This is a genomic window from Saccharothrix sp. AJ9571 (genome assembly GCF_021725495.1).
In the GTDB taxonomy this organism is placed as follows: domain Bacteria; phylum Actinomycetota; class Actinomycetes; order Mycobacteriales; family Pseudonocardiaceae; genus Amycolatopsis; species Amycolatopsis magusensis.
Genome location: NZ_CP091382.1, coordinates 7,415,703 through 7,437,896 on the forward strand (window position 1 = coordinate 7,415,703; position 22,194 = coordinate 7,437,896).

The 22,194-nt window shown below is 70.6% G+C and carries 22 protein-coding genes and 2 tRNA genes; 15 read left to right on the top strand and 9 right to left on the bottom strand.

All coding sequences use genetic code 11. The annotated features are described in order from the left end of the window. Window positions 1-13: 13 nt before the first annotated feature. Window positions 14-1,534 (top strand): putative hexosyltransferase, encoded by a 1,521-nt coding sequence (mptB, locus tag L3Q67_RS33395; RefSeq protein ID WP_499185396.1) that lies wholly within the window; start codon window positions 14-16, stop codon window positions 1,532-1,534. A 106-nt stretch (window positions 1,535-1,640) separates the two neighbouring features. On the opposite strand, the gene L3Q67_RS33400 is transcribed toward mptB, so the two are convergent. Both L3Q67_RS33400 and L3Q67_RS33405 read right to left on the bottom strand, forming a co-directional pair. Further along, window positions 1,641-2,048, bottom strand: coding sequence for a PNPOx family protein (locus tag L3Q67_RS33400; RefSeq protein WP_499185397.1), 408 nt, complete (start codon window positions 2,046-2,048; stop codon window positions 1,641-1,643). After that, window positions 2,032-2,628 carry a pyridoxamine 5'-phosphate oxidase family protein gene (locus tag L3Q67_RS33405; protein ID WP_499185398.1) on the bottom strand — a complete coding sequence of 199 codons (597 nt, stop codon included), beginning with the start codon at window positions 2,626-2,628 and terminating at the stop codon, window positions 2,032-2,034. Before L3Q67_RS33405 ends, L3Q67_RS33400 begins: the two co-directional genes overlap by 17 nt. Window positions 2,629-2,657: 29 nt before the next feature. On the opposite strand from L3Q67_RS33405, the gene L3Q67_RS33410 reads away from it, so the two are divergent. Next, window positions 2,658-3,617 carry a prenyltransferase/squalene oxidase repeat-containing protein gene (locus L3Q67_RS33410; protein ID WP_499185399.1) on the top strand — a complete coding sequence of 320 codons (960 nt, stop codon included), beginning with the start codon at window positions 2,658-2,660 and terminating at the stop codon, window positions 3,615-3,617. On the opposite strand, the gene L3Q67_RS33415 is transcribed toward L3Q67_RS33410, so the two are convergent. Both L3Q67_RS33415 and L3Q67_RS33420 read right to left on the bottom strand, forming a co-directional pair. Beyond that, the gene (locus L3Q67_RS33415) at window positions 3,614-4,531 is read right to left on the bottom strand and encodes a S66 peptidase family protein (RefSeq protein ID WP_499191707.1); all 918 of its coding nucleotides are present in this window, start codon (window positions 4,529-4,531) and stop codon (window positions 3,614-3,616) included. The genes L3Q67_RS33410 and L3Q67_RS33415 overlap by 4 nt on opposite strands. Further along, window positions 4,531-6,480 carry an alpha/beta hydrolase gene (locus L3Q67_RS33420; protein ID WP_499185400.1) on the bottom strand — a complete coding sequence of 650 codons (1,950 nt, stop codon included), beginning with the start codon at window positions 6,478-6,480 and terminating at the stop codon, window positions 4,531-4,533. Before L3Q67_RS33420 ends, L3Q67_RS33415 begins: the two co-directional genes overlap by 1 nt. A 164-nt stretch (window positions 6,481-6,644) precedes the next feature. Between L3Q67_RS33420 and L3Q67_RS33425 the strand changes: the two genes are divergently transcribed. Then, entirely contained in the window at window positions 6,645-7,220 is a 576-nt protein-coding gene (locus L3Q67_RS33425) for a DUF3090 domain-containing protein (protein ID WP_209667021.1), read from the top strand. A 1-nt stretch (window position 7,221) separates the two neighbouring features. Then, window positions 7,222-8,022 (top strand): SCO1664 family protein, encoded by an 801-nt coding sequence (locus L3Q67_RS33430; RefSeq protein WP_499185401.1) that lies wholly within the window; start codon window positions 7,222-7,224, stop codon window positions 8,020-8,022. On the opposite strand, the gene L3Q67_RS33435 is transcribed toward L3Q67_RS33430, so the two are convergent. Then, window positions 7,925-8,956 (bottom strand): DMT family transporter, encoded by a 1,032-nt coding sequence (locus L3Q67_RS33435; RefSeq protein ID WP_499185402.1) that lies wholly within the window; start codon window positions 8,954-8,956, stop codon window positions 7,925-7,927. The two genes, L3Q67_RS33430 and L3Q67_RS33435, sit on opposite strands and share 98 nt — an antisense overlap. A gap of 9 nt (window positions 8,957-8,965) precedes the next feature. Between L3Q67_RS33435 and L3Q67_RS33440 the strand changes: the two genes are divergently transcribed. After that, window positions 8,966-9,820 carry a helix-turn-helix domain-containing protein gene (locus L3Q67_RS33440; protein WP_499185403.1) on the top strand — a complete coding sequence of 285 codons (855 nt, stop codon included), beginning with the start codon at window positions 8,966-8,968 and terminating at the stop codon, window positions 9,818-9,820. Window positions 9,821-9,824: 4 nt separating this feature from the next. Here L3Q67_RS33440 and L3Q67_RS33445 read toward each other — a convergent pair whose 3' ends face one another. Further along, a complete protein-coding gene (locus L3Q67_RS33445; protein ID WP_499185404.1) occupies window positions 9,825-10,634 on the bottom strand; it encodes a Rossmann-fold NAD(P)-binding domain-containing protein in 810 nt (269 codons plus the stop codon). 83 nt (window positions 10,635-10,717) lie between these two features. Here L3Q67_RS33445 and L3Q67_RS33450 point away from each other — a divergent pair, with 83 nt between their 5' ends. The 4 genes from L3Q67_RS33450 to L3Q67_RS33465 all read left to right on the top strand — a co-directional run bounded on the left by L3Q67_RS33450 (window position 10,718) and on the right by L3Q67_RS33465 (window position 14,069). Beyond that, window positions 10,718-11,251 carry a TetR/AcrR family transcriptional regulator gene (locus tag L3Q67_RS33450; protein WP_499191708.1) on the top strand — a complete coding sequence of 178 codons (534 nt, stop codon included), beginning with the start codon at window positions 10,718-10,720 and terminating at the stop codon, window positions 11,249-11,251. A gap of 51 nt (window positions 11,252-11,302) precedes the next feature. Further along, window positions 11,303-12,106 (top strand): DUF3097 domain-containing protein, encoded by an 804-nt coding sequence (locus tag L3Q67_RS33455; RefSeq protein WP_499185405.1) that lies wholly within the window; start codon window positions 11,303-11,305, stop codon window positions 12,104-12,106. 76 nt (window positions 12,107-12,182) lie between these two features. Next, window positions 12,183-12,611, top strand: a complete 429-nt coding sequence (locus L3Q67_RS33460) for an NfeD family protein (protein WP_209667027.1) — start codon at window positions 12,183-12,185, stop codon at window positions 12,609-12,611. 72 nt (window positions 12,612-12,683) lie between these two features. Further along, window positions 12,684-14,069 carry an SPFH domain-containing protein gene (locus L3Q67_RS33465; protein ID WP_499185406.1) on the top strand — a complete coding sequence of 462 codons (1,386 nt, stop codon included), beginning with the start codon at window positions 12,684-12,686 and terminating at the stop codon, window positions 14,067-14,069. A 50-nt stretch (window positions 14,070-14,119) separates the two neighbouring features. On the opposite strand, the gene L3Q67_RS33470 is transcribed toward L3Q67_RS33465, so the two are convergent. Next, complete coding sequence (locus L3Q67_RS33470; RefSeq protein WP_499185407.1) at window positions 14,120-14,875, bottom strand: SGNH/GDSL hydrolase family protein; 756 nt, start codon at window positions 14,873-14,875, stop codon at window positions 14,120-14,122. Between the two features lie 272 nt (window positions 14,876-15,147). On the opposite strand from L3Q67_RS33470, the gene L3Q67_RS33475 reads away from it, so the two are divergent. Both L3Q67_RS33475 and L3Q67_RS33480 read left to right on the top strand, forming a co-directional pair. Continuing rightward, window positions 15,148-15,220, top strand: a tRNA-Arg gene (locus tag L3Q67_RS33475). A 15-nt stretch (window positions 15,221-15,235) separates the two neighbouring features. Continuing rightward, window positions 15,236-15,307 (top strand) — tRNA-Arg (locus L3Q67_RS33480). 1 nt (window position 15,308) lies between these two features. Here L3Q67_RS33480 and L3Q67_RS33485 read toward each other — a convergent pair. Next, window positions 15,309-15,827, bottom strand: coding sequence for a CGNR zinc finger domain-containing protein (locus L3Q67_RS33485; RefSeq protein ID WP_499185408.1), 519 nt, complete (start codon window positions 15,825-15,827; stop codon window positions 15,309-15,311). 224 nt (window positions 15,828-16,051) lie between these two features. Between L3Q67_RS33485 and L3Q67_RS33490 the strand changes: the two genes are divergently transcribed. Further along, the gene (locus L3Q67_RS33490) at window positions 16,052-17,602 is read left to right on the top strand and encodes an MFS transporter (protein WP_499185409.1); all 1,551 of its coding nucleotides are present in this window, start codon (window positions 16,052-16,054) and stop codon (window positions 17,600-17,602) included. Between the two features lie 40 nt (window positions 17,603-17,642). Then, entirely contained in the window at window positions 17,643-18,182 is a 540-nt protein-coding gene (locus L3Q67_RS33495) for an NADPH-dependent FMN reductase (protein ID WP_499185410.1), read from the top strand. Here the strand turns inward: L3Q67_RS33495 and L3Q67_RS33500 are convergent. Next, on the bottom strand, window positions 18,170-18,988 hold the full coding sequence (locus tag L3Q67_RS33500) for a TetR/AcrR family transcriptional regulator (RefSeq protein WP_499185411.1): 819 nt from the start codon (window positions 18,986-18,988) through the stop codon (window positions 18,170-18,172). The genes L3Q67_RS33495 and L3Q67_RS33500 overlap by 13 nt on opposite strands. 74 nt (window positions 18,989-19,062) lie before the next feature. Between L3Q67_RS33500 and L3Q67_RS33505 the strand changes: the two genes are divergently transcribed. Both L3Q67_RS33505 and L3Q67_RS33510 read left to right on the top strand, forming a co-directional pair. After that, window positions 19,063-19,899, top strand: coding sequence for a Rossmann-fold NAD(P)-binding domain-containing protein (locus L3Q67_RS33505; protein WP_499185412.1), 837 nt, complete (start codon window positions 19,063-19,065; stop codon window positions 19,897-19,899). Next, on the top strand, window positions 19,899-22,154 hold the full coding sequence (locus L3Q67_RS33510) for an excinuclease ABC subunit UvrA (protein WP_499185413.1): 2,256 nt from the start codon (window positions 19,899-19,901) through the stop codon (window positions 22,152-22,154). The genes L3Q67_RS33505 and L3Q67_RS33510 overlap by 1 nt, the downstream gene beginning before the upstream one ends. Window positions 22,155-22,194: the final 40 nt, after the last annotated feature.

Consider the following 22,194-nt stretch of genomic DNA (forward strand, 5'->3'; position numbering starts at 1 on the left):
CTCCTGTGGTGACATGGCGACCACCACTGATCCCGCCGCGGGAACCGACGCGCTGACCGTCGTGCCGTCGCGCTTCCCGTACCGCACGATCGCGATGGGCACCGTCGGGTCGACGCTGCTGATGCTCGCCGCGCTCGGCGCCGGTGGCATCCTGATCAGCGATCCGGTGCTGGGGCACGGTCCGCTGTCGTGGATCCGCTACGGCCACGGCCGCGCGCTGGCCACGGCGCTGCTGTACCTCGGCTTCGGGCTCGTGGTGTGGGCGTGGGTGCGGCTGGGGCGGTACGTGCTGGACGGCCGGGTCGGCGCCAAGCCGGTGGTGGTCGCGGCGGCCTGCTGGATGGCGCCGCTGCTGGTCTCGCCACCGCTGTTCACCCGTGACGTGTTCTCCTACCTCGGCCAGGGCGCGCAGCTGCTCCACGGCAAGGACCCGTACGCCTTCGGCCCGGCCGAGCTGGACGTGCTGCCGGAGGTGGTGGTCAACGTGCACCAGCTGTGGCAGACCACGCCCGCGCCGTACGGCCCGCTGTTCCTGCTGGTGTCGAAGTGGCTGGTCGGGCTGACCGGCGGCAACATGATCCTCGGGGTGATCCTCACCCGGCTGGTGATCATGGTCGGCCTGGCCGGGGTGCTGTGGTCGATCCCGCGGCTGGTCAAGCACCTCGGCGGGCGGCTGCCGGTCACGCTGTGGCTGGCGGTTGCCAGCCCGATGACGGTGATCCACCTGGTCGGCGGCCCGCACAACGACCTGCTGATGCTCGGGTTCCTCACCACCGGTGTGCTGGCCATGCTGGAACGCCGTCCGGTGCTGTCGGTCTTCCTGGTCACCATCGGCATGCTGATCAAGCCGACCGCGGCGGTGGCGCTGCCGTTCCTGGTCTGGATGTGGGCGGCGCAGCTGCCCAGCGGCGGGCCGGTCAAACGGTTCTTCCGCGCGCTGCTGCCGGCGCTGGGTGTGTTCGGCCCGGTCTTCGTGGTGGGCACCTGGGTGTCGCTGGGCTCGATGAACATCGGCTGGTTCACCGGGATGAGCGCGCCGCAGCTGATCGCCAACTGGCTGAACTTCCCGACCGGCATCGGCGAGATCTTCTACAACATGGCGCACATCATGGTCGACGTGCCGCCGTCCCCGTTCGTCACGGTGTTCCGCTCGGCTGCCTGGGTGGTGCTCGCGATCTTCGTGGTGCGGCAGTGGTGGCTGGCCCGCGCGGGCGGCAACCAGGCCGTGCTGCGGGCCGCGGCCGCGTTGCTGGCTGTGGCGATCCTCGCGCCGCCCACCCTGCCGTGGTACTTGACCTGGGGTTTCGTGCTGGCTTCCGCGTTCCCGTGGGACCGCAAGCATCTGGCCGGGGTGGTGGGCGTGTCGGTGTTCCTGGTGCTCGTCTACTACCCGACGGGGGAGCAGGCGCTCTACGACTGGTGGTTCATCGGGGGAGTGCTGGCGGTGAGCCTGTACGCGGCGGCGTCCCTGCTCAAGCCCGATCCGCTGGGGCTCATCGCGGCCTGGCGGAAGCCGGAATCCTTGGATCGCTGAGCACGGTCGTCACCGACCGTCACTGCGATCTGCTCATTCAAGTGTATAACGCCCTATACGCTACCGCTTTAAGCAAAAATCTTGCCAGCCGCTGAAAAAAACCAGCTCAGACGAAGGACCAGCCTGCCCAGCGGGTGACGGTGGTCCGGACGATCGGGCCTTCCGGGGGAGTGGTCCGGTACTGCGGGTACTTCTCCCGCAGGGCAGCGCTCGCTTCGGGGTGTCCGTCGAGCACGGTGGCGCGGCCGTCGGCTCGCACCCACCACAGCTGGTCCCAGTCGTCTTCGTACCGGTCGGCCAGGAAACTGACCGCCGGGTTCGCCGCGATGTTCCGCAGTCGGCGCAGGTCCTTGGTGCGCTTGGGTTTGTGGTCGATCGCGAAGTAGATGTCGGTTTCCACCAGCGCGAAGGTCACCGGGACGAGGTGCGGGGCCCCGTCCTCGGTGACCGTGCCGAGCCGGGCCACCCGCGCTCCGGCGAACCGGGTACGGCAGTCCTCAGTGGACAGGCGCACGGTCGGCCCGCTCCGGCAGCGGCAACGGGAGCGCGGGCAGGCCGTCGATGCTGGTGACGTTGGTGTCCTTGCGTTCGCAGTAGGCGGCGAACTGCGCGTCGCTCTTGCGGCCGAAGTACTGGGCGTGCTGGGTGCGCTCTTCGCGGTAGTCCATGAACGGCACGGCGAACCCGCAGCTGTCGCTGATCAGTTCGGCGTGCACCAGGATGACCGCGCGCAGGGCCGGTCCGTCGGCGTCGCCGAACCGCGGCACGAGGTCGGTCCAGCGTGGGTCGTCGCGGAAGACGGGTTCGCCGCGGCCGTGCACGCGCAGCACTTTGGGCGGGCCGGTGAAGGCGCACCACATCAGCGTGATGCGGCCGTTCTCGCGCAGGTGCGCGATGGTTTCGGCGTGGCTGCCGCCGAAGTCGAGGTAGGCGACGGTGTGCTCGTCCAGCACGGCGAGCGTGCCGGCGCGGCCCTTCGGTGAGAGGTTGACGTGCCCGTCGCCGCTCAGCGGTGCGGACGCGACGAAGAAGACCGGTTGTGCGTCGATGAAGGCGCGGAGGCGGTCGTCGATGCGTTCGTAAGTCTTGCCCATGCCGCCGAGTATGCCGTTAGAGTCCCGCCATGGTGGGGAACGAGTTGATCAGCTGGCTGCGCGATTCGGATCCGGCGCTGCGCTGGCAGGTCGAACGGGACATCGCGGGCGAACCGCCCGAGGTGTGGGAAACCACGCGGGCGAGGGTGGCCACCGAAGGCTTCGGCGCGCGCCTGCTCGCGCACCAGGACGCGGATGGCCAGTGGGCGGGCGGGGCCTACTACCCGCGCGGGTTCGATCTGGACCAGGAGCCGGGGCAGCCGTGGACGGCGACGACGTACTCGCTGAATTCGTTGCGCGAGTGGGGGCTCGATGCCGCGGTGCTGCGTGCACGCCGCACGGCCGAGTTGCTCGCGGAGAACTGCCGCTGGGAGTACGACGAGCTGCCGTACTGGGGTGGTGAGGTCGACTGCTGCATCAACGCCTGGACGCTGGCGAACGGGGTGTGGCTCGGTGTCGATGTTTCCGGTATCGCCGACTGGTTCGCCGGGCACCGGCTGCCCGATGGCGGCTGGAACTGCTGCTGGGTGGAAGGAGCGGAGCGGTCGTCTGTCCACTCGACACTCAACTCGCTGAAGGGCCTGCTGGCGCACGAGGTCGCGACCGGGGGCACGGAGGCGACGCGTGCGGCCCGGCGTGCCGGTGAGGAGTACCTGCTGGAGCGGCGGTTGTTCCGGCGGCTGTCCACCGGGGAGCCGATCGCGCCGTGGGTGACCCGGTTCGCTTACCCGTTCCGGTGGTTCTACGACGTGCTCAACGCGGCTGAGTACTTCCGCGAGGCTTCCGCGTACGACGGCTCGCCGCGGGATCGGCGCCTGGCCGAGGCGGTGGGGCTGATCCGGGCGGCCAGGCGGCCGGACGGTACCTGGTTGCCGGGGCACCGGCACCCGGGCCGGGTGTGGTTCGAGGTCGATGTCGGACCGGGTGAGCCGTCGAAGTGGCTGACGTTGTCCGGTACCCGGGTGCTGGCGTGGTGGGACGCGGCCTAATCGGCCTGATCGGAGAGTGCGGGTTCGGTGAGGGTGAGGGTGCCCGCGTCGGCGTCGAGTTCGGCGGGCAGGCCCAGTGCGACGGTCGGTGACTCGGGGAGGTGGCCGATGCCCGCTTCCCAGAGCACGGGGACGCCGAGTGGGCCGAGGCGGTCGAGCATGAGGGCTTTGACGGCTTCGGGTGGGCCGCAGTCCACCCAGGATCCGAGCACGATGCCGTGGACGCCGTCGAACCAGCCGGAGCGCAGGAGCTGGGTGAGGATGCGGTCGAGCCGGTAGGCGCTTTCGGTGACGTCTTCGAGCAGGGCGATGGCGCCGGTGGCGGGTCGGTGTTCGGGGGCGCCGATGCTGGATACCAGCAGGCTGGCGTTTCCGCCGATGAGGACGCCGCTCGCGCGGCCGGGTACCAGTGCTTCGGCGCCGGGGCGGGCGAGGTCGCGGGCGGTTGCGGGGTCGAAGAGGGTGCGCCGGAGGTGGTCGGCGGCGCCGGGGGTGAGCAGGGTGCTGCCGACCATGGGGGCGAACAGCGTGCTCAGTCCGAGGTGGACGCCGACGGCTTCGTGGAGTGCGGTGATGTCGCTGGACCCGGTGAGGATCTTGGGTCCGGCTTCGCGCAGGGCGGGCCAAGCGACGAGGTCGAGCATGCGCATGCTGCCGTAGCCGCCGCGGGCGGCGAAGACGGCGCGGGTGGCGGGGTCGAGCCAGGCTTGGGTGAAGTCGGCGGCGCGGTCGGCGTCGGGGGCGGCGAGGTAGGGGACCGATGGGTGCACGCCGCGGGTGTGCGGGCCTTCGCGTACGTCGAGTCCCCAGGATTTGAGTGTGCGGTGGGCGGTGTCGAGCAGTTCGTCGGGTACCGGGCCGGCGGGGGCGACGAGGGCGACGCGGTCGCCGGTGCGGAGTCGGGGTGGGCGGATCACGGGCGGAGGTCCACCGGGGTGATGCCGGGGGTGTCGAAGCCGAAGACCTGGCCGTAGAAGGCGAGTTCGGCTTCGAGTGCGGCGATGATGGTTTCGGCTTTGCGGAAGCCGTGTTGTTCGCCGTCGAAGGTGAGGTAGGCGTGCGGGACTTCGGTGCCGCGCAGGGAGGCGACGAAGCGGTCGGCTTGTTCGGGTGGGCAGATCTGGTCGTCGAGGCCCTGGAGGAAGAGCAGGGGGCCGGTGAGGGTGCCGGTGTTGTTGATCGGGGAGCGGTCGCGGTAGCGGTCGGCGGTTTGGGGGAGTGGGCCGATGAGGCCGTCGAGGTAGCGGGATTCGAAGTCGTGGGTTTCGCCGCCGTCGGCGGTCCAGCGGTGGAGGTCGAGGATGGGGTATTTGACCGTGGCGGCGCGGAAGGCGCGTTGGGTGGTCATGGTGACGGCGGAGGTGTAGCCGCCGGCGCTGCCGCCGCGGATGGCGAGGCGGTCGGGGTCGGCGGTGCCTTCTTCGACGAGCTGGCGGGCGACGGCGACGCAGTCGGCGACGTCGACGACGCCCCATTGTTCGCGCAGGCGTTCGCGGAAGCGCCTGCCGTAGCCGGTGGAGCCGCCGTAGTTGACCGCGACGACGCCGATGCCGCGGCTGGTGAAGTAGCTGAAGTCGAGGTCGAGCACGGGGTGGTTGCGGCCGGTGGGGCCGCCGTGGACGTGGACGAGGTAGGGCGGGAGCTGGTCGGCGGGGCCGGTGTGGCCGGGGTTGGTGGGTGGGTAGACGTAGGCGGGGATGGGTTCGCCGTCGGTGGCGGTGAACACGCGTTCTTCGGGGGTGGGCAGGTAGCGGTGGTCGGGGAGGTGGTGGCTGGAGGGGGCTTCGCCGGGGCGGGGGGTGATTTCGGTGAGGGTGCCGGTGGTGAGGTCGGCGTGCCGGACGGCGGTTTCCTGGCGGGGTCCGGCGGCGAGGCCGGCGATGCCGGCGCCGTAGGGGGCGATGCCGGGGGCCCAGGTGGTTTCGGGGTCGGCGGTGGTGACCTGGGTGGTGTGCTCGTCGAGCACGGCGAGGCGGCCGGAGTTGAGTACGGCGTGTTTGCCGTCGCCGAGTGGGGTGAACCAGGTGAGGCCGAGTTTCCAGAGTGCGCCGCCGAGTTCTTCGGTGACCGGGGCGAGGTTGTGGGTGGTGCCGTCGAGGCCGATGCGGTGCAGGTTCCACCAGCCGTCGGGGTCGAGCAGGGCGAGGAGGGTGGTGGGGGTTTCCCATTCGAGTTGGCAGACGGCGACGCCGGGGCCGCCGGCGAGGACGCGGTGGGGGCCGAAGGTGCCGTCGGGGTGGATTTCGGCGATGGTGAGTTCGGTGGCGTCCCATGGCATGTCGGGGTGGTTCCAGCCAAGCCAGGCGGCGTGGGTGCCGTCGGGGGAGATCTGGGGTGCGGTGAGGAAGTGGTGGCTGGTGGCGAGTTCGCGTTCGGGGGTGCCGGTGAGGGAGATGGCCACGAGTGCGCGGGTGATGTCGGTGCGGCGGGGGCCGGTGCTGGTTTCGCGGACGGCCCAGAGTTCGCCGGGGCGGCCGGGGCGGAGGTCGCTGTAGCGCACGCCCTGGGGGATCTCGGGTTCGGCGGTGAGGGCGGTGACCTCGCCGGTGGCCGGGTCGCGGAGGTGGACGCGCTGGTCGTCCCAGTGGGTGAAGGCGATCTTGCCGTCGATGGCGCGCCAGGGCCTGCCGCCGTATTCGTGGACGCGGTTGCGGGCGTTCCAGGGGGCGGGGAGGAGTTCTTCGACGGTGCCGTCGGGGCCGGCTTTGACCAGTGCGACGCGCCCGCGTTCGCTGGGGCGGGCTTCGGCCCACCAGATTTCGCCATCGACGACGTCCAGCCATTGGGGCTGGTTGCCCGCGGCGGCGACGTCCGCGGCGGTGATGGGGGATGGCCAGGCTCCGTAAGGCGCGATCTCGGGCATCGCGCGAGTTTAGTCACTCGTTCGAGCGTTCCGCGATCTTGTGGTGAACGATTCACCACCTGCTGGGGGAAAGGTCGGGTTTTTCCCCTGGTCCTGTTCGCCCGCGGCGAAACCTGGGGCGGCGGATGCCGATGATCGCCCGGTGGCTTAGGGTCGAGGTTGTCATGGCCCGTGTAATCCACGTCTTCCGTCAGCCCGACCGGTTCATCGCCGGGACCGTCGGGGAACCCGGTGACCGCACTTTCTACCTGCAGGCGTCCGAGGATGTGCGCACGATCAGTGTGACCATCGAGAAGCAGCAGGTGGCGGTGCTCGCGGAGCGGCTCGGTTCGCTGCTCGACGAGGTCGCCACGCGCTTCGGTGCCGAGATCCCGGCGGAGACACCCGATGAGCTCGTCGATGCCGAGCCGCTGACCGTGCCGGTGGAGGAGGAGTTCCGCGTCGGCACGATGGGGCTGGGCTGGGATGCCGAGAGCAGCGCGGTGGTGATCGAGTTGCTGGCGGTGACCGAGGGCGAGGTCGACGAGACGGTGGTGCTCGACGACACCGAGGAGGGGCCTGACGCGGTGCGGGTGTTCCTGAGCCCGGTGGCGGCGCGGGCGTTCGCCGAGCGTGCGGATCGGGTGGTCAACGCGGGGCGGAAGCCGTGCCCGCTGTGTGGTGAGCCGCTGGACCCGGAGGGGCACATCTGCCCGCGGCAGAACGGGTACCGGCGTGACGTGGATGTCATCGAGGAGTGAGTTGGCCGATTCGTCTTCCGATCCCGCGGCGAAGGACCTGGTCGCGCGGGGGCGGATCTCGGTGGAGGGGCGGCTGGTCGACGCGTCGAACGTGACTTTGTTCTGCTCGGTGGAGCTGGACGGGGTCGAGGCGAACGCGGTGTACAAGCCGGTTTCGGGGGAGCGCCCGTTGTGGGATTTCCCTGATGGGACGCTGGCCGGGCGTGAGGTGGCCACGGCGCTGGTGTCGGAGTACACCGGGCTGGGGCGGGTGCCGCCGACGGTGTTGCGGGATGGTCCGTTCGGGCCGGGGATGGTCCAGTTGTGGATCGAGACCGATGAGGATGCGGACTTGATCGACGTGCGGGCGCCCGCGGAGGTGCCGCCGGGGTGGCGGGTGGTGCTGCACGCGCATGATCGGCTGGGTGAGCCGGCGGTGCTGGCGCATGCGGATCATCCGGGTATCCGGGAGCTGGCGGCGCTGGATGTGGTGGTGAACAACACCGATCGCAAGGGCGGGCACGTGCTGGCCGGGGTGGATGGCCGGGTGTACGGGGTGGATCACGGGATTTGCCTGCACACGGAGCCGAAGTTGCGGACGGTGTTGTGGGGTTGGGTCGGTGATGAGCTGCCGGGGGAGATCGCGGAGAAGCTGGCGGCGGTGCCGTCGTTGCTGGAGGGTGTGCTGGGGGCGGAGTTGGCGCCGCACCTGACGCGGGCGGAGATCAGGGCGGTGGGGGTGCGGGCGGCGAAGTTGCTGGCGGATGGGCGGTTCCCGGAGCCGGGTGACGACTGGCGTGCGATTCCGTGGCCGTTGTTCTGAGGGTTTGCTGGGGCTTTGGTTCCACGGTCGGGGGTTCCAAGGTTGGAGTGCGCCGGTGCAGGGTGGCGGCGACGGCGCCGGACAGCAGTACCAGTGCGCCCGCGGCTTGTACCGTGCCCAGGGTTTCGCCGAGGAGCAGGGTGCCGCAGGCGGTGTTGATCACCGGGACGGCGAACATCATCAGTGAGGCGGACGCGGGTCCGACGGCGGCGACGCCGCGGTAGTACAGGAGATTGGCGATGGCGGCCGCGCCCAGTGCCAGGTAGGCCACGTTCAGCCAGGCGCTGGACGGTACGTCGTGCCAGGCCACGTCCGGGATGTCGGGTGCGGCGATCACGGCCAGCAGCAGGGCGCCCGAGCAGGTGGCGAAGGTGGTGGCGCGCAGCGGGTCGATGCCGGTCAGTACCCGGGGTCCGGCGAGTGTGTATGCGGCCCAGCAGGCCGCGCTGAGCAGGAACAGTGCGTCTCCGGCGAGGCGTGATGAGCCTTCCTGTGAGCTGCCGCCCGCGCCGAGGAAGAAGATGACGGCTCCGGACAGTCCCAGTGCGAGGCCGGTCAGGCGTGCTTTCGACGCTCGTTCGCGGCGGGTGATCAGCAGGAACGAGCTGGTGAGCACGGGGCTCATGACGGGGATGAGGATGCCGGCGTCCAGTGAGGGCGCGAGGGAGAGTCCCCAGAAGAAGAATCCGTTGTAGGCGAAGACGCCGAGGATGCCGGCCAGGGCGGCGCGCCCGCCGGTTCGCCGGGTTGCTTTCGCGTGGCCCCGGCCGAAGAGGAGCAGCACTACCAGGAGTGCCAGTGCGGCGCCGCCGAAGCGGAGTACGGCGGCGACGGTGTGCGGGAGGTGTTCCACCACGGACTTGGAGCTGGAGAACGCGGTTCCCCACAGCACCATGGTGATCGACAGCAGCAGGTAGGGGCTCCGTGGTGGCATGGGGTGACCATGGCAGTGGTGGCACCCGGGGGTCTTGAACGCTGGTGCGCGGCCCATACCGCGGTCATGGCCGGTGGCTGGGTGCGGTACTGGCGGGATGGTGGTCGTCCCGTGGAGGCCATGCAGGCGCACTTCTTCGAGCACGTGTATCCGCCGCACAGCCATGAGACCTATTCGTTCGGCATCACCGATGTGGGTGCGCAGCGCTTCCGCTGCCGGGGTGCGGCCCACACCAGTGGTGCCGGGATGGTGATGGCGTTCAACCCCGACGAGGTCCACGATGGCCGGGCGGCGGCGGAGTCGGGTTATCAGTACCGCATCGTGCACATCGGGCCGTCGGTGGTCCGCGAGGTGATCAGTGCGCTGCCGTTGTTCCCGCATCCCGTGCTGAGCGATCACGCGCTCGCCGGTGCCCTCGCCCGGTTGCACGCCGCGCTGGTCGGCGGGGCGGATCCGCTGGTGCGTGACGAACGACTGACCGCGGCTGTGGTGGCGATGGCACGTCGTGGTGCGTCGATCGCGCCTCCGGACCGGGTTTCGACCGACCGCGCGCGGCGTCAGGTGGCCTATCGGGTACGGGCGCTCCTGGATGATCGCTATCTGGAACCGGTATCCGCCGCGGAGCTGGCCGAGGTCGCGGGGTGCAGCCGGTTCGCGCTCTACCGGTCGTTCCGCGCGGAGTTCGGCTTCGCGCCCAGCGACTACCAGAGGCAACTTCGCTTGCGCCACGCGCGTTCCCTGCTCAGGGCCGGTGTCACACCCGCTGATGCGGCCTCGGTGACCGGCTTTGCCGACCAGGCGCACTTCGGCCGCTGGTTCCAGCGGGTGTACGGCGTCACGCCCGGCGCTTTCCGGCGTGCCTGAGCGTTCACCGATCCCGCGGGGAAGGTGCTTCCGGTGCCGTGGGAGGGCTGAGGAGCCGGTCGGTGAGGGTGGTGAGCCGGTGGGCGTCGGCGAGGGTGGTGGCGTCGATGTCCACCGGTAGCCGTTTGCGGCCCTGGTAGGCGCTGAGGTTCTCGGCCGGTGGGTGGTCGATGAGTGCGTCGATCGGTTCGATGGCGCGCTCGGGGGTGGTGCCGGCGACCCGGGCGAGCAGGGAGACGAGGGTGCGGCGGACGCCGGTGAGTGAGCCCTGGTGGCTGGTGCGGACGAAGCCGGGGTTGATCAGCACGTGGGGGACGCCGGTGCGGGCGGCGGCGCGCAGGAAGGTGGCGCGGCGGCTTTGGAGGTTGGCGGCTTTCCAGGTGTAGCCGTGTTCGAAGTTCAGGTCGTCCCAGTTGATCGCGTCGGCGGGGGCGCCGGGCACGGTGGTGTCGATGATGACCGGGTGGGGTGCGGCGCGCAGTTGGTCGTGGAGTCCGTCGGCGAGCAGGTGCCTGCTGAGGTGGTAGAGGGCGAAGTTGTGCTCGATGCCTTCGGCGGTGGTGACGCGGGGGAAGTGGGCGTAGGCGGCGGCGAGCACGAGTGCGTCGATGTGCCGGTCTCGCAGTTCGTCGAGCACGCGCCGGTTTTCGCTGATCAGGGTGAGGTCGGCGCGCAGGAATTCGCCGCCGCCGAGGGTGGCGAACTTCTCGCGGCTGCGGCCGATCACCACCACGGTGTCGCCCGCGGCGAGCCGTTCGCGGGCCAGTGCGTATCCGAGGCCGTCGGTGCCGCCGGTGATCACGATCGTCTTCATGGGTGCCCTCCATTTTCCGGAACTACGGTTCCGGATCGTACGTAACGGAACCTTGGTTCCGCAACGCTAGGATGGGCGGCGTGATGCGCAGGGATGCCGCCCGCAACCGTGAGCTGGTGCTCGCCGCCGCGGCGAAGGAGTTCGACCAGCGCGGGCTCGATGCCGAGATCCGCGACATCGCGAAGGCCGCCGGGGTCGGCGTCGGCACGGTGTACCGGCACTTCCCGACCAAGGACGACCTGGTCGGCGCGGTGCTGGAGAAGGATCTGGGGGAGTGGCCGGGCATCGTCGAGCGCGCGCTGGCCGCCGAGGACGCCTGGGCCGGGCTCGCCGGGTTCCTCGAGCAGACGCTGGCGACCATGGCGCGGCACAAGGCCGTGCTCGACGGGGTGACCAGCGCCGAGGCCTCCGCCGCGGCCGACGCCTGCCGCGGGCACCTGGCCGAGGCGGTCGCGCCGATCGTGCGGCGCGCCCACGAGGAGGGCAGCCTGCGGCCCGAGGTCACCGGGCAGGACCTCGGCCTGCAGATCCTGGCGCTGGGCCGGATCGTGGAACTGGAACCCGGTGGCTGGCGGCGGCAGCTGGGGTTCGTGCTCGAGGGGTTGCGTGCGCGCTGAACCGGCGTGGCGTCCCCCGCTGGGGCGGGCTCGTGGCTACCGTTGCCCGGCGTGCGCTCCCATTCCTATGACGACGTCCTCGCCGGGCCGCGCAAGCGCGTGATCCCCGAGGTGCCCGCCGAACCCGGCCTGGTGGTCGAGGAGCCGGGCGGTTTCTGCGGTGCGGTGGTCCGGCTCGAGCACGGCACGGTGGTGCTCGAAGACCGCCACGGCAAGCACCGCGTGTTCCCGCTCAGCCGCGCCGGGTTCCTGCTGGAGGGCAAACCGGTCACGCTGGTGCCCGCGAAGGCCGGCCCGGCCAAGGCCGCGGCGTCGGCGTCCGGCTCGGTGAAGGTGGCGGGGCTGCGGGCCCGCACCGCCCGCGACTCGCGCATCTGGGTGGAGGGCAAGCACGACGCCGAACTGGTCGAACGCGTGTGGGGTCACGACCTGCGCGTCGAAGGCGTGGTGGTCGAACCACTCGACGGGGTCGACGTGCTCGCCGGGATGATCGAGGAGTTCGGCACCGGCCCGGAGCGGCGCCTCGGCGTGCTGGTCGACCACCTGGTCCCCGGCAGCAAGGAATCCCGTCTGGTGGAAGCGCTCCACGACGAGCACGTGCTGGTCACCGGCCACCCGTACGTCGACATCTGGCAGGCGGTCAAGCCCGCGTCGGTCGGCATCCGCGCCTGGCCGCAGATCCCGAAGGGCCTGCCGTGGAAGGAAGGCATCTGCGAAGCGCTCGGCTGGGGCGAGCCGTACGAGGGCTGGGCCAGGGTGCTCGGCGGGGTCCGCAGTTACCGCGATCTGGAGACGCCGCTGATCGGCGCGGTGGAGCGGCTCATCGACTTCGTCGCGCCACCGCCGGAAGGGTGAATCCGGCAGATCACGCGTAGGTCACGTCCAGTCGCTCACTCAGTGTGAAGCCGATCTATCTGCCAACATGGACGCCATGGCAGCACTCATCTGGTTCGTGGCCGGGTTGGCGCTCATCGCCGCGGAGGTTCTGTCCGGCGATTTCATGCTGCTGATGATCGGCCTCGGCGGGTTGGTCGGCGCCGGTTCGGCACTGCTCACCGACAACGTCTACGTGCAGGTCGCGGTGTTCGCGGTGGCCTCGGTGGGGCTGGTCGGCGTGGTCCGCCCGGCGCTCAAGCGCCGCTTCCTCTCCGGGCCGGACCACAAGACCAACGCCGACGCGCTGATCGGCGCCAAGGCCGTCGTGCTGTCCACTGTGGACATCGAGAGCGGCCAGGTCAAGCTGGGCGGCGACGTCTGGTCGGCCCGCTGCTTCACCGAGGGCCAGGTGCTCGAGCCGGGGACCAGGGTGACCGTGGTCGAGATCTCCGGCGCCACGGCGGTCGTGTCGGCCGAGCTGTGAGAACCGGCGTCGCTAAGGTGAGCCCCGCGGCAGCGGGCTGAGCGCCGCACCAAACGAACAGGGGAGACGAACTTGTCAACCGCAGCGTTAATCGTCGTCGCGATCGTCGTGCTGCTGGTGATCGTCACCGTCGCGAAGGCGGTCATGGTGGTCCCGCAGGCGCAGTCGGCGGTGATCGAGCGACTGGGCAGATTCCGCACCGTGGCCGCGCCCGGCCTGAACTTCCTGGTCCCGTTCCTGGACAAGGTGCGTGCCCGGATCGACCTGCGTGAACAGGTGGTCTCCTTCCCGCCCCAGCCGGTGATCACCCAGGACAACCTGACGGTGTCCATCGACACGGTGGTCTACTTCCAGGTCACCGACTCCCGCGCGGCGGTCTACGAGATCTCCAACTACATCGTCGGTGTCGAGCAGCTGACCACCACCACGCTGCGGAACCTGGTCGGTGGCATGAGCCTGGAAGAGACGCTGACCTCGCGCGACCAGATCAACGGCCAGCTGCGCGGCGTGCTCGACGAGGCCACCGGCCGCTGGGGCATCCGCGTGGCCCGCGTCGAGCTGAAGGCGATCGACCCGCCGCCGTCCATTCAGGACTCGATGGAAAAGCAGATGCGCGCCGACCGGGAGAAGCGCGCGATGATCCTGACCGCCGAAGGGCAGCGGGAGTCCGCGATCAAGACCGCGGAAGGGCAGAAGCAGAGCCAGATCCTCGCCGCCGAGGGCGCCAAGCAGGCGGCGATCCTGGCCGCCGAGGCCGAGCGGCAGTCGCGGATCCTGCGGGCCCAGGGTGAGCGGGCCGCCCGTTACCTGCAGGCGCAGGGGCAGGCCAAGGCGATCGAGAAGGTGTTCGCCGCGATCAAGGCCGGGCGCCCGACGCCCGAGGTGCTGGCGTACCAGTACCTGCAGACGCTGCCGCAGATGGCGCAGGGCGACTCGAACAAGGTCTGGATGGTGCCCAGCGACTACGGCAAGGCACTCGAAGGGTTCGCCCGCTCGCTCGGCGCACCCGGCGACGACGGGGTGTTCCGCTACGAGCCGCCCGCCTACGACGACGCCGAGCGCCCGCCGGTCGAGGACGAGGAAGTGGCCGACTGGTTCGACACCTCCACCGACCCGAGGGTCGCCGAGGCGGTCCGCGCCGCCGAAGCCGTGGCCCGGCAGGAAGTGCCGAGCCCGCTGACCGCGCCGCGCGTCACCCCGCCGGCGCTGGCCGCGCTGCGCGGGGACAACGAGCCGCAGGCCGAGCCGGAGCCGACCGAGCGCCAGCAGCCGCCGACGCCGGAGCAGCCCGCGCAGTTGCCGCCGTCGCAGCAGCAGCGCCCGGCGGCGCGGCCGTTCCCGCAGGCGCAGCCGCCCTACCAGCAGCAGCCGCCTCCGCCGCAGAACCCGCCGAGCGGGCCGTTCCCCGGGCAGGGCCCCGGTAACGGGCCGTACTCGGGTCCGCCGCGACAGCAGTGACCGGCGAGGGTGGCTTCCCCCAGGGGGAGCCACCCTCGTTCGTTTTCCGGTCAGTAAGGGCCCAGGTCCGGGCGCTTGGGCCGCAGGTTGTCCCCGGAGGACTCGCCCCGCACGCGCCTGCCCACCCACGGCAGCGCGTGCTCCCGAGCCCACCGCAGGTTCTCCCGGCGGCGGATCCGCGCGGTGGCGGTCTCCGCCGGTCCCAGCGCGACCCCTTCCAGCGGGTGCGCGGCGCCCAGCGCGTCCAGCACCGCGATCGCGATCTCCTGGTGCCCCAGCGAGTTCAGGTGCAGCCGGTCGGGCGCCCACAGCCGCCGGTCCCGCAGCTGCCGCATCGCCCACATGTCCACCAGCAGCGTGCCGTGGCGCGCGGAGATCTCACGGACGAACTCGTTGTAGATGGCCACCCGCCCGCGCATCTTGCGGAACAACGCGTCCCCGACCCCGTCCACGCCGGTGAACAGCACCACCACCGCGCCGGTCGCGGTCAGCCGCGCGACGGCCTCGTCGTAGAGCGCCATCAGCGCGTCGATGTCCACCTTCGGCCGCATCAGGTCGTTGCCGCCGGCGTAGAGGGTGACCAGGTCGGGTTTGAGGTCCAGCGCGGGCTCGACCTGCTCGGCCAGGATCGGCCGGAGCAACCGGCCACGCACCGCGAGGTTGGCGTACCGGAAGTCCTCGTCCTCGGCCGCGAGCACCTCGGCGACCCGGTCGGCCCACCCCCGCACCCCGTTCGGCGACGCGGGATCGTCGTCCCCGACTCCCTCGGTGAAGGAGTCGCCCACTGCAACTAAGCGCTTGCTCACCTCACCATGGTGCCATCCCGGCCGATCGGGGCGGCGGGCACCGCCGATCACCCGTGGCCGGGATCACCCCGGGAAATCCGGTTGCGCGTTCCGCGCCCGCGGGTCCAGACTGACGTCACCACAGCACGGGAAGGGGGCGGCCATGACCACCACGCGACGGCGAGTCAGGCGCGGTTCCCGAACCCGCCGAGGCTGAGTCCTCGGCTTCTCACGGAACCGCCCCACCGGAACACCGGCCGGGCGGTTCTCTCTTTTCCGGCCTCACCACCACTACCCCCGTAGCTCAGCGGACAGAGCACATGACTACGAATCATGGGGTCGCAGGTTCGATTCCTGCCGGGGGTGCGGCACACCATTTCCGCCCCTGTGGTCCAGCGGAGACGACACCGGCTTCCGGAGCCGGAGACCCGGGTTCGACTCCCGGCGGGGGCGCTCAGCCGGCGCGGCGGCGGTCGCGGTGCTCGGCGACGTACACGCGCGTGGCGCACTTCGTGGTGCAGTAGCGGCGGCGGCCGTTGCGGGAGGTGTCGACGTAGACGGTGCCGCAGCCGGGGCGCGCGCAACTGCCCAGCCGTTCCGGCTCCTCGCAGAGCAGGTGCGCCAGCCCGCCCGCGGTGTAGGCCTGCAACCGCCGGACCGCGCCCGACTGCTCGCTGGCGTAGTGCAGGTGCGCGGCCAGCCCGTCGTGCCGCGAGATGAACGGGCGGCACGCCGAATCCGCGAGCAGTTCGTTCACCACATCCACCCGTTTGTCCACATCGGACTCGGCGAACACCGGGCGCAGCCGGTCGCCCCAGTCCGCCACCGCCGCGGCGTCGGCCGCGCTCAAGCGCCGCAACGACATGCCGTGCGAGCGCATCATCGCCACCAGCTCCGCCGCCGGGGCGTGCCCGAGGTTCACCAGCCCGGCGGCCACCTGGGCCGCGGAACCACCGTAAGGGTTGAAGTGCACTGAACCATTACAGCACGCTGGAGCGGCGAACACCGAACCCTGCCCTCGCTGCGGCCGTCCCGCCGAGGAATCCACACCCGTTTCCCGGCACCGCACGGAGGAGGGCACGCTCAGCTACCGGCGCTGCGCCTGCGGCAGCTGGCTGGTCCGCCTCGGCGAGCACGTCATCGGCGCCACCGGCGGGCATTGACCTCAACTATGGTTTAGGTTCTACCTTCGGCTCCATGAGCCCACACGAGCACGCACCACCCCGAGCGGGCAGGCGGGAGTGGCTGGGGCTGGCCACCCTCGCCCTGCCCACCCTGCTGATCGCGCTGGACATGAACGTCCTCGGGCTGGCCGTCCCGGCACTGAGCGCGGACCTGCGGCCCACCGGCACCCAGTTGCTGTGGATCAACGACATCTACGGCTTCCTGATCGCCGGGTTCCTGATCACCATGGGCACGCTGGGGGACCGGATCGGGCGGCGGAAGCTGCTGCTGATCGGCGGCGCCGCGTTCGGCGTGGCCTCGGTGGTCGCGGCCTTCTCCGTCAGCGCGGAGATGCTGATCCTCGCGCGAGCCGCGCTCGGCATCGCCGGGGCGACCCTGATGCCCTCGACCATGTCGCTGATCCGCAACCTCTTCCACGACCCCGCGCAGCGCACCGTCGCCATCTCCGTGTGGATGACCAGTTTCACCGCGGGCAGCGCGCTCGGCCCACTGCTCGGCGCGGTCCTGCTGGAGAACTTCTGGTGGGGCTCGGTGTTCCTGCTCGGCGTGCCGGTCATGCTGCTCTTGCTGGTCGCCGGCCCGGTACTGCTGCCCGAAAGCCGCAACGACGGCGCCGGCCGGGTCGACCTCGCCAGCGTCGCGCTGTCGCTGAGCGGCATGCTGGCCACGGTCTACGGGCTGAAGAAGTTCGCCGAGAACGGGTTCGACTGGACCGCCGTGCTCGCCTTCACCGGGGGACTGGCGCTGGGCTACACCTTCCTGCGCCGTCAGCGCACCTTGCGCGAACCGTTGCTGGACCTCGGCCTGTTCGCCCACCGCGGCTTCACCGCCTCGATCACCGTGCAGACGCTGGCGGTGTTCGGCATCGCGGGCGGGTTCTTCTTCATCGCCCAGTACCTGCAACTGGTGCTCGGGCTGTCCCCGCTGGAAGCCGGGCTGTGGACGGTTCCGTCCACAGTGGCCGGTGTGGCCGGCACCATGCTGGCCCCGGCCATCGTCCGCCGGGTCCGCGCGTCCCACGTGCTCGGCGGCGGCCTGGTGCTCGCGGTGGCCGGGTTCGTGCTGCTCACCTTCACCGGCCCCGACGCGGGGATCGGTGCCGTGGTCGCCGGATTCGGCCTGCTCTCCTTCGGGTTCGGCCCCGCGATGACCGTCACCACCGACCTGATCATGGGCTCCGCGCCACCCGAGCGCACCGGCGCCGCCTCCGCGCTGTCCGAGACCGGCAGCGAACTCGGCATGGCGCTGGGCATCGCGCTGCTCGGCAGCATCGGCACCGCGGTCTACCGCGCCGGCGTTACCGAAGGCACCCCGGCGGAGGTGCCGCCCGAACTGGCCGCCGTCGCGCACGACACCCTCGGCGGCGCGGTCACCGTGGCCGTCGAACTGCCCGCCGGCACCGCCGGAGAGCTGCTCACCGCCGCCAGAGCCGCGTTCACCGACGGCTTCCACGTCAACTCCTGGATCAGCGCCGCGCTCACCGCCTGCCTGGCCGTCCTCGCCGTCGTCCTGCTCCGGCCCGTCACCGAACCGGCCGCACCCGAGCAGGCCCGTGTCCACTGACCAGCCGAAGAAACCGAAGAACACGCAGAAAGGCCCACTCATGTCCGAGCGCTTCCGGATCGCCGTACTCGTCGCCAGTGTCCGCGAAGGACGGTTCGCCCCGGTGGTGGCGGACTGGTTCACCGGCCAGGCCGCGCTCCACCCGGCGATCTCCGTGGACCTCGTCGACCTGGCGCGGATCCCGTTCCCCGGCGCGGAACTGTCCGCGCGCCTGGCCGCCGCCGACGGACTGGTGATCCTCACCCCCGAGTACAATCACAGCTTCCCCGGCCCGCTGAAGACCGCGCTGGACTCGATCGGCACGGAACTGCGCGGTAAACCGGTCGGGTTCGTCAGCTACGGCGGGCTCTCCGGCGGCCTGCGCGCGGTCGAAGCCCTGCGGGTCGTGCTGGCCGAACTGCACGCGGTCACCGTGCGCGAGACCGTCAGCTTCCACAACGCGGGCGCGCAGTTCACCCCCGACGGCGAACCCAAGGACGCCAAGGCGGTCAACGACGCGGCCGCTGTCCTGCTCGGACAGCTGGTGTGGTGGGCACGGGCGCTGCGCACGGCCCGCGCCGAGCACGCCTACGGCACCTGATCGGCGGCCCGGGGGAGGCCCTCGCCCGGCTTCCCCCGGCCCACCAGCGCCTCGATCCCGTCGAGCAGCCGGTGGAGCCCGAAGTCGTAGGCCTCGGCCGCCGCTTCGCGCACGCCCAGTTCGAAGCCCTCGTTCTCCCACACTTCGACGATGGTCGGATTGGCCTCGGTGTCGAAGTAGTTCTCCCAGAAGGACTGCCGCTGGTGCCACCACGTGTCGGTGCTCTGCCCGGTGACCCGCTCCAGGTAGGCGGTGTCGGCCTCGACCGCGGCGTGGGAGTTCACGAAGGTCGCGACGCTGCTCGCCGCCGCGGCCATCTGCCGGTGCGTCAGCCCGATCCCGGCGAGCGCGGACAGCAGGTACTCCTGGCGGCGCATCATCCCCGGCCCCAGCGCGGGCCGCGTCATCGACACCTGCCGCAGCCACGGGTGGCGCCGGTAGGTCTCCCGCGTGCGCTCGGAGTACAGCTCGACCTGCTCCCGCCAGCACTCTGGCCGCGGCTCGCCCGGACCCGGCAGCGCGTTCTCGCACAGCACCGCGTCGACCATCAGATCGAGCAGTTCGTCCTTCGCCGGCACGTAGGAGTAGAGCGTCATGGTGCCCGCGCCCAGCTCCTTGGCCACCCGGTGCATCGACGCCGCGGTCAGGCCGTCGGCGTCGGCGATCCGGATCGCCGCGGCCACGATCACCTCCAGGCTCAGCCGCGGCCTGCGGCCCCTGGCGGGCTCCGGCTCGGCGTGCCGGTCCCGCCAGAGCAGCCGCAGGCTGCGGTCCGGGTCACCACCACCACTGTGTTCCACCGTCACGAGACTGGATCCTACATTCCCGTATGGTGTACGCTGGTCTTTCTCGTACGGGATACGAAAAGGAGTGGGGCACAGTGACGATTCTGGTCACGGGAGCCACCGGCAGCGTCGGACGCCTGGTCGTCGACGAACTGGTGGCACTGGGGGCGCCGGTACGGGCGTTGACCGTGAACCCGGAGAAGGCGGCGCTGCCGCCCGAAGTGGAGGTGGTCACCGGCTACCTCGGCAGGCCGGCCACCCTGCCCGCCGCGCTGAAGGGGGTCGACGCGGTCTACCTGGCACCGCTGCCGGACACGGTGGAGGACTTCACCGCGCTGGCGCTGGAGGCCGGTGTGGGCCGGGTGGTGGCGCTTTCGGGCAGCAACGCCGACGAAGAGGAACGCGAGGGCTCCAGCGGGGCCCACTACCTCAAGGTCGAGCGCGCGGTGGAGGCGGCGGGCTTCGACTGGACCTTCGTGCGGCCCGGCGTGTTCGCCAACAACACCCTGGGCTGGGCGGACGAGATCAAGGCCAGTGGCACGGTCAGCTCGGCCTACCCGCACGCCGCGCAGACCCCGATCGACCTGCGCGACATCGCCAGGGTCGCGGCGAAGGTGCTCACCGAAAGCGGGCACACCGGCCGCAAGTACCCGCTCAGCGGCCCGGAGTCGATCACCCAGGCCGGGCAGGTCGAGGCCATCGCCACCGCGCTGGGCACCGACATCCGGTTCCACGAGCTGACCAGGGAGGCACACCGCGAGATCTGGCTCGCCTACGGCATCCCCGCCGAGGTGGCCGACTGGCTGCTCGACGGGTTCGCCGAAGCCACCGAACACCCGCAGGTACCCGAACCCGGGTACGAACACCTGATGGGACACCCCGGCACCACCTACGCGCAGTGGGCCGCCGACAACGCCGAGGCCTTCCGCTGATGCCGCAGACCGACCACATCCGGATCACCGGAGCCAGGGAGAACAACCTCAAGAACGTGTCGCTGGACATCCCCAAGCGGCAGATCACCGTGTTCACCGGCGTGTCCGGCTCCGGCAAGTCCTCGATGGTCTTCGACACCATCGCCGCCGAGGCCCAGCGCCAGCTCAACGAAACCTTCACCGCGTTCGCGCGGAACTTCCTGCCCAGCTACGGCCAGCCCGACCTCGACGAGATCGAGAACATCTCGGCCGCGATCATCATCGACCAGAAGCGGCTCGGCGGGAACTCCCGCTCGACCGTGGGCACCATCACCGACATCAACCCGCTGCTGCGCCTGCTGTTCTCCCGGGCAGGGCAGCCGCACGCCGGGTACTCCAACGCCTTCTCCTTCAACGACCCGCAGGGCATGTGCCCGGAGTGCGAAGGCCTCGGCCGGGCCGTGCAACTGGACCTCGACAAGTTCCTCGACCGGTCGAAGTCGCTGAACGAGGGCGCGGTCCAGCACCCCGACTTCGCGGTCGGCGGCTGGGTGCTGGGCACCTACACCGGCTCCGGGCACTTCGACAACGACAAGCCGCTGGCCGACTACGACGACGCCGAGTGGCAGCAGCTCCTGCACGGCGAGGGCAAACTCGTCATGCAGTGGCAGGGCGGATCGATGAACGCCCGGTACGAGGGCCTGGTGGACCGGTTCACCCGGCTCTACATCAAGAAGGACGGCATGTCCGACCGCAACCGCGAGATCTTCCTGCGGTTCGTCACCACCCGGGTGTGCCCGGCGTGCGAGGGCACCCGGCTCAGCCGGGCCGCGCTCGACTGCCGCATCGAGGGCTACAACATCGCCGACTTCACCGCGATGGAAGCCGGTGAGCTGGTCACCGTGCTCGGCAAGCTCGAGGTGCCCACCGCGAAAACCGTGCTGGACAGCCTCGTCGACCGGATCGGCAACCTGGTCGCCATCGGGCTCGGCTACCTCAGCCTGGACCGCGAGACCACCACGCTCTCGGGTGGGGAGTCCCAGCGGATCAAGATGGTCCGGCACCTGTCCAGCAGCCTGATCGAGATGATGTACATCTTCGACGAGCCCAGCGTCGGCCTGCACGCGCGGGACGTGCACCGGCTCAACGAACTGCTGATCAAGCTGCGGGACAAGGGCAACACCGTGCTCGTGGTGGAACACGACCCCGACGTGATCGCCATCGCCGACCACGTGGTGGACATGGGCCCGCACGCCGGAGCACGCGGCGGCGAGGTCGTCTTCGAAGGCAGCGTCGCCGAGCTGGCCCGCGCCGACACGCTGACCGGGCGGTTCCTGCGCGACCGGCTGCCGCTCAAGACCGCGCCGCGGCCGCCGTCGGGCTGGTTCACCGTCGCCGGCGCCACCAGCCACAACCTCAAGAACGTCACGGTCGACTTCCCGGCCGGGGTGCTCACCGTGGTCACCGGGGTGGCGGGCTCGGGCAAGAGCTCGCTGGTCAACGACGCGTTCCTGGCCGAGCACCCGGACGCCATCGTGATCGACCAGGCCGCCGTCGGCACCTCGCGGCGGTCGAACACCGCGACCTACACCGGTCTGCTCGACGGCATCCGCAAGCTGTTCGCCAAGGCCAACGGCGTCAGCCCGTCGCTGTTCAGCGCCAACTCCAAGGGCGCCTGCGAGAACTGCCAGGGCCTCGGGGTGATCTACACCGACCTGGCGTTCATGGACGGGCTGAAGTCGGTGTGCGAGATCTGCGGCGGGCGGCGGTTCTCCGAGGACGTGCTCGAGCACAAACTGCGCGGCCGGTCGATCAGCGACGTGCTGGAGATGACCGCCGCCGAAGCCGTCGAGTTCTTCACCGAGAAGAAGCTGCGGGAGGTGCTGCGCGCGGTCAACGACGTCGGGCTGGACTACCTGATACTGGGGCAGCCGCTGAGCACGCTGTCCGGGGGCGAGTGCCAGCGCATCAAACTCGCCACCGAACTGCACAAGGCGGGCTCGGTGTACGTGATGGACGAGCCGACCACCGGGCTGCACATGTCCGATGTCGGGCACCTGCTGGAGATCATGGAACGGCTGGTGGACCGGGGCAACACGGTGATCGTCATCGAGCACAACCTCGACGTCGTCCGCAACGCCGACTGGATCATCGACCTCGGCCCCGAAGGCGGCAGCGGCGGCGGGACCGTGTTGTTCCAAGGCCCGCCCGCGGACCTTCTGCACACCACCGGCTCCCACACCGCCGAATTCCTGCGGCACGACCTGTCCGCCTGACCGGCTCGATCCCCTCGGCCTGGATCCGCGGATCCAGGCC

Coding starts and splice junctions, on each gene's coding strand:
- L3Q67_RS33435 (WP_499185402.1), bottom strand. CDS start 8,956: ATGCCACCACGGAGCCCCTACCTGCTGCTGTCGATCACCATGGTGCTG.
- L3Q67_RS33420 (WP_499185400.1), bottom strand. CDS start 6,480: ATGCCCGAGATCGCGCCTTACGGAGCCTGGCCATCCCCCATCACCGCC.
- L3Q67_RS33460 (WP_209667027.1), top strand. CDS start 12,183: ATGGCAGCACTCATCTGGTTCGTGGCCGGGTTGGCGCTCATCGCCGCG.
- L3Q67_RS33490 (WP_499185409.1), top strand. CDS start 16,052: ATGAGCCCACACGAGCACGCACCACCCCGAGCGGGCAGGCGGGAGTGG.
- L3Q67_RS33425 (WP_209667021.1), top strand. CDS start 6,645: ATGGCCCGTGTAATCCACGTCTTCCGTCAGCCCGACCGGTTCATCGCC.
- L3Q67_RS33410 (WP_499185399.1), top strand. CDS start 2,658: ATGGTGGGGAACGAGTTGATCAGCTGGCTGCGCGATTCGGATCCGGCG.
- L3Q67_RS33445 (WP_499185404.1), bottom strand. CDS start 10,634: ATGAAGACGATCGTGATCACCGGCGGCACCGACGGCCTCGGATACGCA.
- L3Q67_RS33405 (WP_499185398.1), bottom strand. CDS start 2,628: ATGGGCAAGACTTACGAACGCATCGACGACCGCCTCCGCGCCTTCATC.
- L3Q67_RS33495 (WP_499185410.1), top strand. CDS start 17,643: ATGTCCGAGCGCTTCCGGATCGCCGTACTCGTCGCCAGTGTCCGCGAA.
- mptB (WP_499185396.1), top strand. CDS start 14: ATGGCGACCACCACTGATCCCGCCGCGGGAACCGACGCGCTGACCGTC.
- L3Q67_RS33440 (WP_499185403.1), top strand. CDS start 8,966: ATGGCAGTGGTGGCACCCGGGGGTCTTGAACGCTGGTGCGCGGCCCAT.
- L3Q67_RS33510 (WP_499185413.1), top strand. CDS start 19,899: ATGCCGCAGACCGACCACATCCGGATCACCGGAGCCAGGGAGAACAAC.
- L3Q67_RS33450 (WP_499191708.1), top strand. CDS start 10,718: ATGCGCAGGGATGCCGCCCGCAACCGTGAGCTGGTGCTCGCCGCCGCG.